This is a genomic window from Streptomyces similanensis, from assembly GCF_039543625.1.
GTDB classification, from domain to species: Bacteria; Actinomycetota; Actinomycetes; order Streptomycetales; family Streptomycetaceae; genus Streptomyces; species Streptomyces similanensis.
This window is the reverse complement of sequence record NZ_BAABKC010000073.1, coordinates 23,395-38,149: the sequence shown is the minus strand read 5'-3', so window position 1 is coordinate 38,149 and position 14,755 is coordinate 23,395. Positions and strand designations below refer to the sequence as shown.

Sequence of the window (14,755 nt, the reverse complement as noted above, 5' to 3'; positions counted from 1 at the left end):
GAGGAGGCATCGGTGGCGGGCGAGTCCCCCGACAGGTCGAAGCAGCGCGAGTCGTCGGCAGAACCGACGTCGGGGAGCGCGGGTCCGGTTCCCGGGGCGAGGAGTGAGGCGCGCGACGCCCGCGACCCGCGCCTGGCGCTGGCGGGGGAGTCCGGCACGTCCGGCACCACCGGGAAGAGCGGGTCGGCCGATACGTCCGAGCGGCGCGGTGGCGTGGACACCGCCACTCGGGTGCTTTCGGTACGGGAACTGAAGACGGCGGAGGACACCGAGACCTCCGGATCCTCCGAGAAGGACACGGAAGGCGGTAAGGCCGGGGCGGCCGGGGAGAAGGCCGCCGACGCGGCCGAGGACCGGCAGGAGCCCGCCGGGGACGCCCCCGAGCCGGAGACGGCCCCCGAGGCGGACGGCGCCGGCGGGTCCGGCGACGAGGACGAGCGCGACGACGCCGTACGGGACGACGCCGAGCGCGGCGACGAGCCGGAGGCCGCCGACGCGGACGAGCCGAAGACCGATGCGAAGGCCGATGCGAAGGCCGACGCGACGGACGACGCCTCGCCCGTGGCCGCGCCCGTGGCGAAGCCGGACGCGAAGACCGGCGGCGCGAAGCCGGACGCCGAGGCCGTGGCCGAGCCGGAGGCGAAGGCCGCCGAGGCCGAGGCCGACGCGAAGAAGCCCACCGAGGCCAAGCCCACCGAAGCGAAGAGCGACTCGAAGCCCGAGGCCAAGACGTCCGAGGCCAAGACGCCCGCGTCCAAGCCCGAGCCCGCGTCCGCCGAGCCCGCACCCGAGTCCGCATCCGACCCGGCCCCCGAGGCCGACCCCGAGCCCCCGGTCGATCAGCCCACCGCCATCTTCAAGGCGCCCAAGCCCCCGGTGGACCAGCCGACCACCATGCTCAAGCTGGGCGGCGGCGCGAAGAAGGACGGCGAGGCAGGACCGGAGGACGACGGGAAGGCCCCGGAGAAGGCCGGCGGGAGGACCCCGGAGAAGGACGGCGGGAGGACCCCGGAGAAGGACGGCGGGACGAAGGCCGGCGCGAAGAAGGCGACCGGCGCGAAGAAGGACGCCGGCCCGGACGGTAAGTCCGCCCCCGAGTCGGAGGCCGAGCGCACCAGCAAGTTCGTCGCGCTCAAGCACCTCGACGACCCGGCGACCCGCAAGCCGCAGACGACGTCGCAGCCGAAGGCGGAGCCGGACGCCGGTGACGACGCGGGGCCGAAGCCGAAGCCGGACCCGCAGGGCAAGCCGAAGGACGCCCCCGGCAAGCAGTCGCCGCGGCCCAAGGCGGACGTGACGGCCACCACCGCCATCCCCGCCGCCGCCCCGGTCGGCCCCGAGCGCACCACCCAGCAGCCGCTGCCCCCCAAGCCCCCGCTGGACCTGCTCGCCGAGCTGACCAACACCCCGCCGCCGCCCCAGACCCCGCTGCGCACCACGGTGCGCCGGGTGAAGATCTGGACGCCGCTGGTGCTGCTGCTGCTGATCGTCTTCGCAGTCGCGCAGGCCATGCGGCCGCTGCCCGCGCCCGGTCTCCAGCTCACCGCGAAGGAGAGCTACACCTTCGGCGGCGGCAGGCTGACCCTGCCGTGGCCGGGCGAGGGCCAGGGCTGGATGGACGTGACCGGCGTCGGAACGATGGGCCACTTCGGCAAGCAGACGCCGGTGGCCATCGGCTCGGTCGCCAAGACCATGACGGCGTACGTCATCCTCCGGGACCACCCGCTCAAGCCCGGCGAGGAAGGCCCGAAGATCAAGGTCGACCCGACGGCGGAGAAGGAGGGCGGCTACGACAAGACCGGTGACGAGTCCACGCTCAACACCGTCAAGGCCGGCGACTTCCTCACCGAGAAGCAGGCGCTGTCGGCCGTCATGATCCCCTCCGCGAACAACATCGCGCGGCTGCTGGCGCGCTGGGACTCCGGTTCGGAGGCGGCGTTCGTGAAGAAGATGAACGCCACCGCCAAGGAACTCGGGATGACGAACAGCACGTACACCGACCCCTCCGGCCTGACGAAGACCACCGTCTCCACCGCCGAGGACCAGGTGAAGCTGGGGAACGCCGCCGTGCGGATCCCGGCCATGGTCGCCATCACCAGCGTGGCCAGCTGGACCGACCCCTCCGGGCACAACTGGCCCAACTACAACGAGCTGCCGTACCGGATCGGCGCGATCGGCTTCAAGACCGGCACCACCACCGCGGCCGGCGGCAACCTGCTCTTCGCCTCCCGCAAGAAGGTGGGCGGCCAGACGGTGACGATCGTCGGCGCGATCCTCGGCCAGCACAAGGGACCGTCGATCCTCGCCACGGCCAACGAGGTCAGCAAGACCGCGCTGCTCGGCGCGCAGGACGCGCTGACCTCGGCGAAGATCCTCAAGAAGGGCGACGTCGTCGGCTACGTCGACGACCGGCTCGGCGGCCACACCCCGGTCGTGCTCACCCGGGACGTCACCGCGGTCGGCTGGGCCGGCTCCGAGGTGAAGCTGTCCTTCACCGCCGACGCCGTGCCGCACTCCGCGAAGGCGGGGACCAAGGTCGGCACGCTCACCGTCGGCGACGGCGGCGCGGGCAGCGCGATCCGGGTCCCGGTGGCCCTCCAGAAGGACCTCGCCGAGCCCGGTTTCACCGACAAGCTGACCCGTATCTCCTGACACCCGGCCGGCCCGGCCCACGCACCCCGTCGGTACGCCCTCCAGGTGGGGCCGCCCGGCGGGGTGCGTGCTAGCGTCGCGAGACGGGGCACGTCGCCGGACGCGGGACGCGGCCGGAAACTCAGGGACGGGACACGGGGAGTGCCTTCAGGTGGCCACAGCGGAGCCGACACGCGCCGACGATGCCGAGCCGGGCCCGGGAGCCGGGCCGCGAATACGTCCGCGGACGAACACCGCGGAACGTGACGCACCGGCTCCACGCGGTGACCGGGCCGCCGCCGGCAGCGGCGGCGGGCGGTCCCGCGCCGGGGCCGCCGTCATGGCGCTGCGGGAGCGGATGCTCCGGCACCCGGCCCTCTCCCTCACCGTCCTGTCCGGGGCCCTGCACCTCGTCTGGATCTTCGCCCTCGCGAACAGCGGCGGCGATCTCGCGGCCCAGGACGCCTGGGCCGAGTTCGTCGGCCGGCACCCGGACTCGGCGTACAACCTGGCCTGGTACGGCGGCATGCACGCCGTCTCCTACAGCATGGTGTCGCCGTACCTGATGTCCGTCCTCGGCGTCCGCACGACGATGATGATCGCCGGGACGCTGTCGGCGGGTCTGCTGACCCTGGTCCTGATCCGCAGCCGCGCGGTCCGCAACCCCCTGTGGGCGGCGCTGGCCGGCGTCTTCGGCCTGGTGTGCAACACGCTGTCGGGCCGGGTGACGTTCGGCCTCGGCTCGCTGTTCGCGCTGGGCGCGCTGGCGGCCGTGTTCTGCTGGCCCTACCGCTGGCGCCACAAGCGCTGGGCGAAGGCGCTGACCGCGGCCCCGCTGGCCGCGCTCGCCACCATGTCCTCACCGGTGGCCGGCCTGTTCGTGGGTCTGGTCGCGGTCGCGCTGTTCCTCCAGAAGCGCCGCCCGGGCGCCTGGGCGCTGGGCCTCGCGCCGGCCGCCGTGGTGGCCGTCTCGGCCCTGCTGTTCCCCTTCTCCGGCACCCAGCCCATGGGCTTCGGCTCGGCGAGCCTGCCGCTGCTCTACGCGATCCTCGCCGCCGTCCTCGTCCCGCGGGAGTGGAAGACGGTCCGGATCACCTCCTGGGTGTACGCCCTGTCGGTCGTCGGGGTGTGGGTGGTCAGCTCGCAGATCGGCTCCAACATCACCCGGCTCGCGATGCTGTTCGGCGGGGTGATCCTGGTGGCGGCGCTGCCCTTCGCCGTGCCGCGCTCGCGCAAGTGGTACGCGATCGTGGTGGCGCTGATCGGCTTCGTCAGCTGGATCGGCGTCAAGTCGGTGGACGACGTCGTGCACACCGCGCCCGCCGCCTCCTGGTCGCACGAGCTGGCCCCGCTGGTCCACCAGCTCCAGAAGGCCGGCGCCGAGAAGGGCCGGGTCGAGGTCGTCCCGGCCAGCTCCCACCGCGAGGCCTCCGCGCTCGCGCCGTACGTCAACCTGGCCCGCGGCTGGAACCGCCAGGCCGACATGAAGCGCAACCCGCTCTTCTACGACGACACCCTCAACTCGGCCAACTACCACGAGTGGCTCCAGCGCTGGGCCGTGCAGTACGTGGTGCTGCCCAAGGGCGAGCCGGACGGCGACGGCGGCCAGCGCGAGCGCGAGCTGGTGCGCCAGGGCCAGCCCTATCTGCGGCAGCTCTGGGGCGACGCCAACTGGCAGCTGTTCGAGGTGACCGACCCGGCGCCGCTCGCCGAGCCGCACGCGGTGGTCGACCGGGCCGAGCAGGACGAGCTGACCCTGGAGGTGAGCGAGCCGGGCCGCGTCCTCATCCGCATCCCGTACTCGCCCTGGCTGAGCATCGTCGACGAGCACGGCGAGCGGCTCAAGGCGCCCGAGGAGACCGAGGCGTCCAAGCACCGCGCCGAGGGCACGCCGAAGACGTACGACAACGTCAACGGCTGCCTGTGGGAGACGTCCGAGGACGACAAGGGCGACAAGTGGACGATGCTGCTCGCGCCGCGGGCGGGGACGTACCGGCTGGCGGCGCCGTACAAGGTGCCGCGCGGGACGCCCTGCCCCGACGAACTGAAGTGAGGCGCCGCACCGCGGCACGGCGCGTCGCCGTGCCGCGGTGCGGCGCTGTGCGGTGCGCTTCCGTGGTGCGGCGCGCCGTGCGTCAGGCGAGCTGCGCCTCGACGGCCGCGACCACCTCGGGGGCGTCCGGCGCGGTCTGCGGGGAGAACCGGGCGACGACCTCGCCGTCCCGTCCGATGAGGAACTTCTCGAAGTTCCAGCGGATGTCGCCGCTGTGCCCCTCGGCGTCGGCGAAGCCGGCCAGGCGGTCGTAGAGCGGGTGCCGGTCCTCGCCGTTGACGTCGACCTTCTCCGTCAGCGGGAAGGTGACGCCGTACGTCGCCGAGCAGAACTCGGCGATCTCCGCCGCGCTGCCCGGTTCCTGCCCGGCGAACTGGTTGCAGGGCACGCCCAGCACGGTGAAGCCCTGCCCGGCGAACCGCTCGTGCAGCTGTTCGAGGACGGCGTACTGCGGGGTGAGCCCGCACTTGGACGCCACGTTCACGATGAGCACGGGCCGGCCCGCGTACTGCTTCAGGTCCGCCGGGCCGCCCCGCAGGGCGCCGATCTCCACGTCGAGGGGCGAGGCGCCGTTGCTGTCTGCTGTCGTCATGGGCCGGATGCTAGCGCCTGTGCGCCGCGCCCGGACCGGCCGCCGGGGCCGGGTAGCCCGGATCGGTCCCGGACCGAACGCAGGACCCTATCGCGGCCGCGCCCGCCCGCCGTCCGGCGCGGCCGCCCGGACCAGCACCCGGCCCGCCTCCGTGCGCGCGTACAGCACCGACCGCCCGGCCCGCCGCCGCTCCACCAGGCCGGCCTCCCGCAGCACCCGCAGATGCCGCCCGACCGACCCGAGAGCCTGCCCGGTCATGGCGGTCAGCTGCGTGGTGCTGAGCGGCGCGTCGAGCAGGACCAGCACCTCGGCCCGGGCCGGCCCGAGCAGCGCGCCGAGCGCGGCGGAGACCGAGGAGCGCCGGGCGTCCGCGTCGGCGAGGACGCCCGCGCAGGGGTAGACGACGGCGTACCGGCTCGGCGGCTCGTCCCACGACACCCAGCCGGTCTGCGGGGTGACCGGCACGAAGACGAGCTGGGCGCCGGCGATCTCGCGCGGCGGATACACGTGCGTGTTGACCTGGAACCGGTTGCCGCCGAGCCAGCGGGTGCCCGGCCTGAGCTCGTCCAGCACGGCCGCCCAGCCGCCCCGGCTCACCCGCGCGGTGCGCACGCCGACGTCCGCCTCCAGGACGTGCCGCCGCCGCTCCCAGGAGGGCCGTACGGTCTCGGTCCACACGTACTCCAGCAGCCGGGCCGCGCGCTCGGGCAGGTCGTCGCGGTCCAGGGCGGCCGGCAGCGGCCCGGCGAGCGCCGTGCGCAGATGGGCGCGGGCGGCGACCGGATCGGCGGCGCGGACCCGGGCGGCCCCGGCCGCGAAGTCCTCCTCGTCGCGGGGCGTGGGGGTGAGGAAGTCGGCGATCCAGGAAGGGCCGAGCCCGGCGCGCACCAGCAGCGCGGTGACGGGATCGCCGGCCAGCAGCCGCCGGTAGCCGGGCAGGTGGGCGCGGAGCCAGGCCCGCTCGCCGGGGTGCCGGCCGGCGCCGGCGTGCAGCAGCTTGAGGCTCGCGAAGGTCTCGGCGAGCGGGGAGATCAGGAAGCGGCTGCCGGCGAGGGTGTCGGCGTTGACCTGCCAGAGCCCCACGATGCCCCGCCTCCCCACTCCCGGAAGTTTCGTGTTCCGGAGGTTTCGTGTTCCGGAGGATTCGTGCTCCGGGCTCCGGCTCCGTTCCGCGCCCGGAGGTTTCGCGCTCCCGCGAAACAGTAACGGCCGTGACGGCGCCCGGCCGAGACTCCGGCGCATGCGCAGTTACCGCGACCTCTTCCGCACCCCGGAGTTCACCCCGCTGTTCCTCTCCGCCGCCGCCCAGACCGTCGCCCAGACGGCGAGCGGGCTGGCGCTCGGCACCCTGGTGTACCGGTCGACCGGCTCACCGCTGCTGTCGGCGGTGAGCATGTTCGGCTCCTCGCTCGCCCAGGTGCTGGGCGCGACACTGTTCCTCTCGGGCGCCGACCGGCTGCCGCCGCGCGCGGCCCTGACGGGCGTCTCGCTCGCCTTCGCCGCGCTCACGGCGGCCCTGGCACTGCCCGGCCTGCCGCTCACGGCGGTCCTCGCCGTCGTCCTCGTCCAGGGCCTGGTCGCCTCGCTGGGCGGCGGCGTCCGCTGGGGCCTGCTGAACGAGATCCTCGCGACGGGCGGCGCCGACGGCTATCTGCTGGGGCGCTCGGTGTTCAACATGATGAGCGGCCTCATGCAGATCACCGGGTACGCGACCGGCGGGGCGCTGGTGGCGGCGCTGTCGCCGCGGGTGTCGCTGCTGCTGGCGGCGGCGCTGTACGCGACGGCCGCGGCCGTGGCCCGGCTGGGCCTGACCGGCCGCGCGCCCCGCTCGTCCGGCCGCCCGTCGGTGGCGGCGACCTGGCACGCCAACGCCCGCCTGTGGCGCGACCGGCCGCGCCGCCTGACCTACCTGGGCCTGTGGCTGCCCAACGGCCTGGTGGTCGGCTGCGAGTCGCTGTACGTCTCCTACGCCCCCGGTGCGGCCGGGACGCTGTTCGCGTGCGCGGCGCTGGGGATGCTGGCGGGCGACGTCACGGTGGGCCGTCTGCTGCCGCCCGCGGTGCGCCGCCGCACGGCCACGCCGCTGCTGACGCTGCTGGCCGCGCCGTACCTCGTGTTCGCCCTGCACCCGCCGGTCCCGGTGGCGGCCTGCCTGGTGACGCTGGCCTCGGCCGGCTTCGGCGCGAGCCTGGTCCAGCAGGAGCGGCTGATGCGGCTGACCCCGCCGGAACTGAGCGGTCACGCGCTGGGGCTGCACTCGGCCGGGATGCTGACCACGCAGGGCGTGAGCGCGGCCCTGGCGGGCACGGCGGCGCAGTTCGCCTCGCCCGCCGCGGCGATGACCGCGATGGCGGCGGCGTCGGCGGCGGTGACGCTGCTGCTGGCCGTGGCGGGGGCGTCCGAACGCCGGCGGCCGGAGCCGGCGCTGCAGCCGTAGGGTCGATTCACCCGTTCGGCGGCTTCCGGCTGGTGGCGCGTCCGCCCGGCGAACACGGTGGACGCATCGCACCGCAGGAGGGACGACGCCATGACGCAGCAGCCGACATCGCCGGGAAGCCATCCGCACCAGGGCCACGCGAGCGGCGACGGCAAGGACCGGGCCAGTATGTGGGTCGCGGGCGGCACCGTGTTCGCCGGAGTGGTGCTGCTGGTGGACGGCCTGCTGGACATCCTCAAGGGCATCACGGCCATCGCGTCCGACGACATCTACGCGAACATCAACGACTACGTCTACCGCTTCAACCTCACCGGCTGGGGCTGGGTCCTGCTGATCCTCGGCGTGATCTCGGTCATCACCGGCCTCGGCCTGCTGACCGACGCCCTGTGGGCCCGGGTGGTCGGCGTCTTCATGGCCTCCCTGAGCCTGATCGCCAACTTCCTCTGGCTCCCGTACCAGCCCCTGTGGGCCCTGATCTCGATCGCACTGGACGCCTGGGTCATCTGGGCCCTGACCGCCCACCGCTCTACCCGCACGGCGGGCCTGTGAAACACCGGCGGCAGCACGGCCGTCAGCCAGCCCGAGGCACGATCCCGAGCGCGACCGCCGGCCTTACGGCCTGTCTCGGTGCGCGGGCCGACCGGCCGGGGAGCTGACCTGACGGTCGCGCGCGGGCTGGCGTCCGCGTTGCCAAGTCTGGAGAACTGCCAGGGCGTACGCGACCCGGACGTCCAGACCCCGGCCGGCGAAGCGGTAGGTCTTGCTGATGCCCCGGCGGTCCAGGACCGTGCCCGCGCCGCGTGTGCGCCAGCGGGTGCGGCTCGGGCTGCGGAACGTGTAGTCGTCCGCGGTGCCGTCGAAGAACGAGTACGCCATCCCGCAGAGCGCGAAGAGAATCCAGACGGGAGCGGTCACCACATAGGTGAGCCACGCGTACCAGGTGCCCACGTTCCCCGTGACCGACTGCGAGGGGCTGGTGAGCTGTGCGGACCATCGGGCGCGTCGCGGCCAGGGCAGGAGGCGCGCGGCTCGGCGGGTGATGCGGGCCAGGCAGGCGCCGTCGGCCGCGTGGACGTCGTAGGCGTCCGGAGCGACGGGACGGACAGAACACCACGAGCCGCTGTCAGGCCCGAGATGAATCCAGAAGGGCACAGGGTTCTGGTTGTCGAGACGGTGGGTGGTACGGGAGGCGTACACCCGTGCCAGTGGGACGTCCTCGGGGAGCCGGGAGGTCGACAGCCGAATCACCGAGTTCATTTCAGCGTCGGGCGGCAAGTGACCCGGTGGCGAGGCCGACACCGGGACGGGGTTGATCACGGTGACCACGAAGGCGTACGGGATGGTGTCCACTCTGTCATCCAAACGGATCGGCGCTCGACAGGCGGCCCAAGACGTCGCCCACCGTCTCGCGGGCATGGTCCACCTGTTCGTGGATCTTTTCGGATCCGTACTGGACCGGATCGGTGGCGATGCGCATGCCTTCCGTGTACAGGTTTCTCGCACGGTGGGAACCGGAGTTGGCTGAGGTCTTGGCAGAGCAGGCGCGTCGGCGCCATGTCAGGGGCCGACGGGAAGCACCCACGTGTGTGATCGGTGCCAGAAGCTGCATGGTCCGTGCGGTCGGGGGCGCAGACGATGGCAGTCGGTTGATCACTGCGGCACGGCGGGCTCAGGGCAGTACGCGGCGGACCAACGCCTGAGCGAAGGGCTCTCCGGTTGCACGGGCGTAAGCCATCCGCTCGCGTACCTCACTGAGGGTGCGCGGGCGGTAGCCGGGGCCTCCGCAGCAGCTCTTGTGGAAGCGCACGCCGGCGTGCAGCAGCACGGAGAGGGCACGCCAGGCGGCGGTGTCCCGCCTCCTGGGCGCCGCGAAGGCGGAGCCGACGTGGATCAGCGGTTCGGCGCAGCGCGGACAGACCCGGTCGTGGTCGTGGTGCCCGGGGTAGGGCTGCTTGTACGAGGCCCGGCAGGGCAGGCAAACGTACGAGGTCTTTCCATGGGCCATGCGGGAAGGATAGAACCGGCACAGGGCCTGGCTCGACAGATTTCCGGCCCGCTGCGCAGGCCCTCCAGCGAAGGCGGGATCACGACGGCCGACCGGCCTCTCCTGCCGCCACCGGGCCGGCCCCTCCTTGGCGGGCATCCCGCGCCGCGGCGGTGACGTCGTGGCCTCTTCGGGCGGGGCAGCGTTCACCGTGGCTCCCTGCCTCCCGGAGTCTCGGGCGAGTCGAGCACCCCCCACCCTTCCTCGTCGTACCACTCATGCATCGTCGCGATCGCCAGGCGCGCCACCTCAGGGGCTTCGCCTAAGCAGGTGCGCGGCGGACACCGGGTCAGTGCCCGCGACGGCCGCACTCGGCTGGGTGGAGGACGGAACCGGGAGCGAGTGCGGGGGTACGCCTTCGAGGACGGCGACGGCGAACGCCCCGCCATCGTGCTGGAGCACCACGAACCGAAGTTCTACGCACCGAATGCCACGCTGTAGCACCGAGCGCTACGGTGAAGGTTATGAGCGTTCAGCCCGAAATCACCCAGCGGGATCTGCGTAACCGGTCCCGGGAGATCATGGACGCCATACAGGGCGGCCAGTCGTTCACTGTCACCCGTGACGGGCACCCCATCGGCCAGCTCGTCCCTCTGCGCCGACGTCGCCGGTTCGTCTCCCGCCAGGAGTTCGCCGCGATGTCCCGGACCGCTCCCGCCATCGACCTGGAAGCGTTCCGCGCCTACCAGGACGCCACGGCTGACGCCTACCTGGACGACCCCTATGCCCGCTGACCGCCCGGCGCACAGGCAGGGACTGCTCGACACCGACATCATGATTCTGCGTCGGTGGGTCGCCCCGGAGGAACTGCCGGACGAAATGGCGATCACCGCCATCACCCTGGCCGAACTCTCCGCCGGCCCGCACGAGGTCCGTCGCGACGACGAACAGAGCGGCTATGACGAACACGCCGAACGCGCCCGAAGGCTCGACGTTCTCCAGCGTGCCGAGAACGAGTTCGACCCCATTCCCTTCGACGCCGACGCGGCGCGCATCTACGGCCGCATCTGCGCCGCGGTGATCAGCGCGGGCCGTAAGCCGCGCCGCCGGGTGGCCGACCTGATGATCGCCGCCATTGCCGTGGCCGAGGACCTCCCCCTCTTCACCACCAATCCCGACGACTTCAAAGGCTTGGACGACCTCCTCACTGTCGTCCCGGTCACCCGCCCGAAAGCGCCCCACGAAGGCTGACGCCCGGACACCGGGCAGGTGGGCGCGCAACGGGCTTCGCGGTGTCGGCGCGTGATGCGGGCAGGATGCGCTCCGCGTCGAAACAGACGAAGGACATCGGTCCCGAGGCCGCCGAATCCTTTGAGTCCCACGGCAAGGTCGAGAAGTACAGGGACGTGATCCAGCGCGGACCGGGAGCACTCGGATGACCACCGCGACGAACGGCTCGGACGGCGTCTGGGGACCCCGTCCGCCGAAGTCGGAGCTGCGCCTCTGGACGCGCTACGGCTTCCAGTGGCTGTGGGGACCGCCGGTCTGGTTGCTGGCCCGCCTCCCGTTGCTGCTTCTCACCGTGCTCGACGTGGAGGCTCCGCAGTCGGGCCGAGGCCGCATGCGGAGGCCGCGGTGGCGCAGGCGGATCTGACTCGACCGGGAGCGACTTCGACTGGAGCGCATCACCAATCCGCAGATCCAGGAGCGGGAACTGAGGCAGTTGCTGAACGACCACAGCCTCACCTGTGTCCCCCCGCGTCCAGGGGCGGCCCCGCCTCTGCCCTGCGCGGGTGGTCGGCACCGCCCCGGAATCGACGACAGCTACTACCGTCTGCTGGGCGCGCGACACGCCTTCGACATCGCCCACAACGAGTACGGGTGGGTACTTGCCGAGAACGCCGAGCGCAGCATGCCCGACTTGCTGGATCTGCGCTGCCCGGACGTAACCGTGGAGCGATGAGCAACGACGCGCCAACTCCCGGCGAGGTGACCGAAGGGCATGGAACTATGGCCGAGCAGATCTGGCAACTCATGCGCGGGGATCGGCTCGTTGGGACTCTGTGCCTGGAGGCCGTCGACATGTTCTGGACGGACTGCGGCTTCCAGCCCGGTCCCGGGTGGCCGGCGGTGCGCCCGCTTTTCGATGCCTCCCATGATGCGTGGAAACGAGGCGACAGGCGGTCCCTCCGCAGCGCGACCCCTGAGGCGCCGAAAGGCCGGTTCGAGAGGAAACCCCTCTCGAACCGGCCCATCTCTCTGTGCCCCCGGCAGGATTCGAACCTGCGACACCCGCTTTAGGAGAGCGGTGCTCTATCCCCTGAGCTACGAAGGCAGGGATGTGTGGGCAAGGGTGTTGGAAATCCGCCCACATCGGACGGATCCCGACCCATGAGGGCCCCAGACATCCGCAGGGCGCCCCACCAGAGTGGTGCACCGCGCACAGTCTAGCGGTTGCGGCAGCGGACCGAGGTGTCATGCCCTGCTGTTCTGGGGCCCCGCCCCTGTGTGCCGAGTCCTCTGTGCTGACCTGGCAAAACCCGATGCGGATGAGCGGAGCGCCGTCGGCTCCGTGTGGACCGACCTTGGGTGGACGGTGGTTCCCCCCCGGCCACCGCCCTGCACCGCTGACGGCAAGCCTGGACGGGCAGGCCCCCCGTCGACTACCGCGACCGCGTCGGTGAAGCTGAGGTGATCGGGGTTGACGCCGACCAGAAGTCGGAGTGGACGTTCGGGTCCGGAATCGGCTTTCCTGCATAATTCGGGCCGACCGTCTTCGAAGCGGGCGGTGACACCGATGACTTTTCCACACACGGTGTTGCTACTTCGAAGAACGCCTGCCCGTTGTCGCCGATCAAAAGGCGTACGTTGAATTCATCCGGCGTCTGAAAATACATGGCCGGACTCTTCGCATTCCGGTTCATGCCGATCTGGCTGAATCCCTGAGATTTCCAGTAGCGCTCCACCACGCCCAGAAAGTTTCCCCTTCGCTCCTCCGAAATAACGGTCATTACTGCCCGTCGCCTCGATACGTCACAGCTGCCCTCGGTTGACTGGCCATGGGTCCAATGAACTGTCGGCTTGATCGCGGCGAACGTGCCGTCAAGGATCTTGTCCGCGTGCTCTGCCGCTTCTTGCATGTTCATTTTTTTCGAGTCACCTACAGACGTCGCGTCCGAAGAACTGCATCCAGTCAACAGCAAAGCACCAAGCAGAATTCCAGGGTATGCAGTTCTCACCGCGGCTGCTCCTGAACGATCTCGTCAGATTTGCCGACAACAATCCTCGCGATATTGTCCGCCGACATCTGATCTTTTGCGGGGTTGAAGTAGTTGGAGTGGGCTTTCATCTTCCCGTGATCCTCCAGAATAGTCGGCCCGTCACTCACCGCGAACCGTGTGGCACCGAAAGCCTTGCTGGAAGGATCCTTGCCGAACCAGAGATCGTCGCCGTCCGGGTCACCCGCGCTCGCACCAGCTGCCGCACCGATTTCCGGCGCACCCGCGAAAGAACCCAGAATACCCCCGGCGACCCCGCTGCCGACCTGTCCCCTGGAGGGAAGTCCCGTGACGATGTCGTGATCGGCCGCGCCCACGAACACGTGTCCCTTACCTACATTCAACTGGTCCGCAGAGTTCGCCCCAGTCCCCGGGCTTCCCACGAGAATGATGTCATCGGCTCCCGGGATGCCGCCCTTCTCCTGAGCCGCGAGGCCGACGGTGAGTGATCCGTACGAATGGCCGATGGCCGTGATGTGAGGATCGCCGTTTTCGTGTGTCGCCGAGATGCCGGCCATGAACTGGTTGTAATCGGGTGCTCCCGCCTCGGCGTCGTCCCTGAACATGACGCTCCTACTGCTCAGGAAGTCACGCGCGCTGAGCTGGGGTGCGTCATAGCCGAGCCAGACGATTGACGAAGTAGAGCTGTGAGGGGAAACTTCCCTGGCCGTCAGAGCCGTGTCCTGGGCGCGCTTCATTGTCCCTCCGGGAAAATCTCCGTCAAGTCTCGCGGTGAGCCCCGGAACATAGGCGGAGACGTTCTGTGCGGTGTCCGGATTTCCGTAGGCCACAATGGCCCGGCCGTTACCTTGGTCGCCGATGCCAAGGAGATACATGGGTGGGTCGCTGCCCGCGAGAAGCTTCTCCTGGATGCCTTTCAAGCCGTCCAGCTTCGTCTGGGAGTCGTCGTCGTGCTGGCCCTCCAGTTTTGCAATCAGCGTCTGGATGTTCTCGCGGTTCGCCTCGTCGCGCACCACCGCCTGTATGCCGTCCAGATTCCCGATGAGCTCAGGAAAACCCCTCTTGTACTCATCCCGCTGCTCATCGCTCAGACTGTTCCACCACTTGGTGATGTCGGCCGGCGACTTGTCCATCGGGATGTTGTCCAGAAGGTATGGGGTTGCCGCTGAGCTGACGGCGTCGACGTCGGATGCCACGTCGGCCCACATCTTGGTGTCGACGGCCAGACCCGGTGCGGCCTTGAGTTTTCCCAGCGCCGTGCTGTAGCGGTCGTCGATCTCCCTGGCTTCCTGTACGGCGTGGGCGACGCGGTCGGCGATGTCCTGAGCCTTCGCACGGTTCGGGTTGGGGCTGCGCAGGCCGGTCATGTCCGGGCCGGGTCCGCGGCTGTAGATGCCGTTGAACCCGGTGACCGTGCCGCCGACGATCTTCTCTCCGGTCTGTTCGTTCTCGCCACCGGCGGGGTAGGTGACGCCGCCGTTCGCGTGAACGGTGTATGACAGCGCCTTCGCGTCATCGAGCGCCTCGAGCAGACGGCGACGTGGTGCGGCGATCTCGGATGAGAAGCCGGTGAGTGCTCCGCTGATCAGGCCGCATTCGGTCTGGGTGTAGTGGAAGTTCTGCGAGAGCTTGGTCAACTGCTGCCGCGCCGCGTTCGCCGCCTCACCCTCGTTGGCCTGCTGCATGGCCTTGGTGATCTGCTTGTCGATGCGCCCCTTGGCCGCGTCGGCCATGTCACTGATCGCGCGGTATCCGTCTGCTGCGTCCGCGTACTCGGAGGGGTTGATGGCCTGGAGTTTCTTGAGGTCCATGCGTCCGG

14 protein-coding genes, 1 tRNA gene and 1 pseudogene are annotated in these 14,755 nt (G+C 70.8%); 7 read left to right on the top strand and 9 right to left on the bottom strand.

Translation table 11 applies throughout. The features are described from left to right. Nucleotides 1-213 precede the first annotated feature (213 nt). Together ABEB07_RS24055 and ABEB07_RS24050 are read left to right on the top strand one after the other, a co-directional pair. Nucleotides 214-2,652, top strand: a complete 2,439-nt coding sequence (locus tag ABEB07_RS24055) for a D-alanyl-D-alanine carboxypeptidase family protein (protein WP_425589068.1) — start codon at nucleotides 214-216, stop codon at nucleotides 2,650-2,652. Between the two features lie 151 nt (nucleotides 2,653-2,803). Next, complete coding sequence (locus ABEB07_RS24050; protein ID WP_345670244.1) at nucleotides 2,804-4,684, top strand: MFS transporter; 1,881 nt, start codon at nucleotides 2,804-2,806, stop codon at nucleotides 4,682-4,684. 82 nt (nucleotides 4,685-4,766) lie between these two features. Here the strand turns inward: ABEB07_RS24050 and ABEB07_RS24045 are convergent, their stop codons facing one another. Both ABEB07_RS24045 and ABEB07_RS24040 read right to left on the bottom strand, forming a co-directional pair. Beyond that, entirely contained in the window at nucleotides 4,767-5,276 is a 510-nt protein-coding gene (locus ABEB07_RS24045; protein ID WP_164586911.1) for a glutathione peroxidase, read from the bottom strand. Nucleotides 5,277-5,363: 87 nt separating this feature from the next. Next, on the bottom strand, nucleotides 5,364-6,359 hold the full coding sequence (locus tag ABEB07_RS24040) for an ArsR/SmtB family transcription factor (RefSeq protein ID WP_345670243.1): 996 nt from the start codon (nucleotides 6,357-6,359) through the stop codon (nucleotides 5,364-5,366). Between the two features lie 157 nt (nucleotides 6,360-6,516). On the opposite strand from ABEB07_RS24040, the gene ABEB07_RS24035 reads away from it, so the two are divergent. Then, nucleotides 6,517-7,713 carry an MFS transporter gene (locus tag ABEB07_RS24035; RefSeq protein WP_345670242.1) on the top strand — a complete coding sequence of 399 codons (1,197 nt, stop codon included), beginning with the start codon at nucleotides 6,517-6,519 and terminating at the stop codon, nucleotides 7,711-7,713. A 90-nt stretch (nucleotides 7,714-7,803) separates the two neighbouring features. Next, on the top strand, nucleotides 7,804-8,262 hold the full coding sequence (locus tag ABEB07_RS24030) for a DUF7144 family membrane protein (protein WP_345670240.1): 459 nt from the start codon (nucleotides 7,804-7,806) through the stop codon (nucleotides 8,260-8,262). Nucleotides 8,263-8,325: 63 nt separating this feature from the next. Here the strand turns inward: ABEB07_RS24030 and ABEB07_RS24025 are convergent, their stop codons facing one another. From ABEB07_RS24025 to ABEB07_RS24010, 4 genes and pseudogenes are all read right to left on the bottom strand, one after another. Next, on the bottom strand, nucleotides 8,326-9,063 hold the full coding sequence (locus ABEB07_RS24025) for a hypothetical protein (RefSeq protein ID WP_345670239.1): 738 nt from the start codon (nucleotides 9,061-9,063) through the stop codon (nucleotides 8,326-8,328). Nucleotides 9,064-9,067: 4 nt separating this feature from the next. After that, nucleotides 9,068-9,190: a hypothetical protein gene (locus ABEB07_RS24020; RefSeq protein ID WP_345670238.1), complete on the bottom strand. Its 123-nt coding sequence runs from the start codon at nucleotides 9,188-9,190 to the stop codon at nucleotides 9,068-9,070. A 192-nt stretch (nucleotides 9,191-9,382) separates the two neighbouring features. Beyond that, entirely contained in the window at nucleotides 9,383-9,718 is a 336-nt protein-coding gene (locus ABEB07_RS24015; RefSeq protein WP_345670237.1) for a deoxyxylulose-5-phosphate synthase, read from the bottom strand. 200 nt (nucleotides 9,719-9,918) lie between these two features. After that, nucleotides 9,919-9,981: pseudogene (locus ABEB07_RS24010) on the bottom strand (cold shock domain-containing protein); the annotation flags it as partial. Nucleotides 9,982-10,221: 240 nt separating this feature from the next. On the opposite strand from ABEB07_RS24010, the gene ABEB07_RS24005 reads away from it, so the two are divergent. The 3 genes from ABEB07_RS24005 to ABEB07_RS23995 all read left to right on the top strand — a co-directional run bounded on the left by ABEB07_RS24005 (nucleotide 10,222) and on the right by ABEB07_RS23995 (nucleotide 11,351). Continuing rightward, on the top strand, nucleotides 10,222-10,491 hold the full coding sequence (locus ABEB07_RS24005; protein ID WP_345670235.1) for a type II toxin-antitoxin system Phd/YefM family antitoxin: 270 nt from the start codon (nucleotides 10,222-10,224) through the stop codon (nucleotides 10,489-10,491). Next, complete coding sequence (locus tag ABEB07_RS24000) at nucleotides 10,481-10,948, top strand: type II toxin-antitoxin system VapC family toxin (protein ID WP_345670234.1); 468 nt, start codon at nucleotides 10,481-10,483, stop codon at nucleotides 10,946-10,948. Before ABEB07_RS24005 ends, ABEB07_RS24000 begins: the two co-directional genes overlap by 11 nt. Before the next feature lie 184 nt (nucleotides 10,949-11,132). Then, nucleotides 11,133-11,351, top strand: a complete 219-nt coding sequence (locus ABEB07_RS23995) for a hypothetical protein (RefSeq protein ID WP_345670233.1) — start codon at nucleotides 11,133-11,135, stop codon at nucleotides 11,349-11,351. Nucleotides 11,352-11,959: 608 nt separating this feature from the next. Here ABEB07_RS23995 and ABEB07_RS23990 read toward each other — a convergent pair. The 3 genes from ABEB07_RS23990 to ABEB07_RS23980 form a co-directional block, all read right to left on the bottom strand. After that, nucleotides 11,960-12,032: transfer RNA gene (locus ABEB07_RS23990), tRNA-Arg, on the bottom strand. 328 nt (nucleotides 12,033-12,360) lie between these two features. Next, complete coding sequence (locus ABEB07_RS23985; protein WP_345670231.1) at nucleotides 12,361-12,843, bottom strand: hypothetical protein; 483 nt, start codon at nucleotides 12,841-12,843, stop codon at nucleotides 12,361-12,363. Nucleotides 12,844-12,932: 89 nt separating this feature from the next. Further along, complete coding sequence (locus tag ABEB07_RS23980; RefSeq protein WP_345670230.1) at nucleotides 12,933-14,747, bottom strand: alpha/beta hydrolase; 1,815 nt, start codon at nucleotides 14,745-14,747, stop codon at nucleotides 12,933-12,935. Between the last annotated feature and the right edge of the window lie 8 nt (nucleotides 14,748-14,755).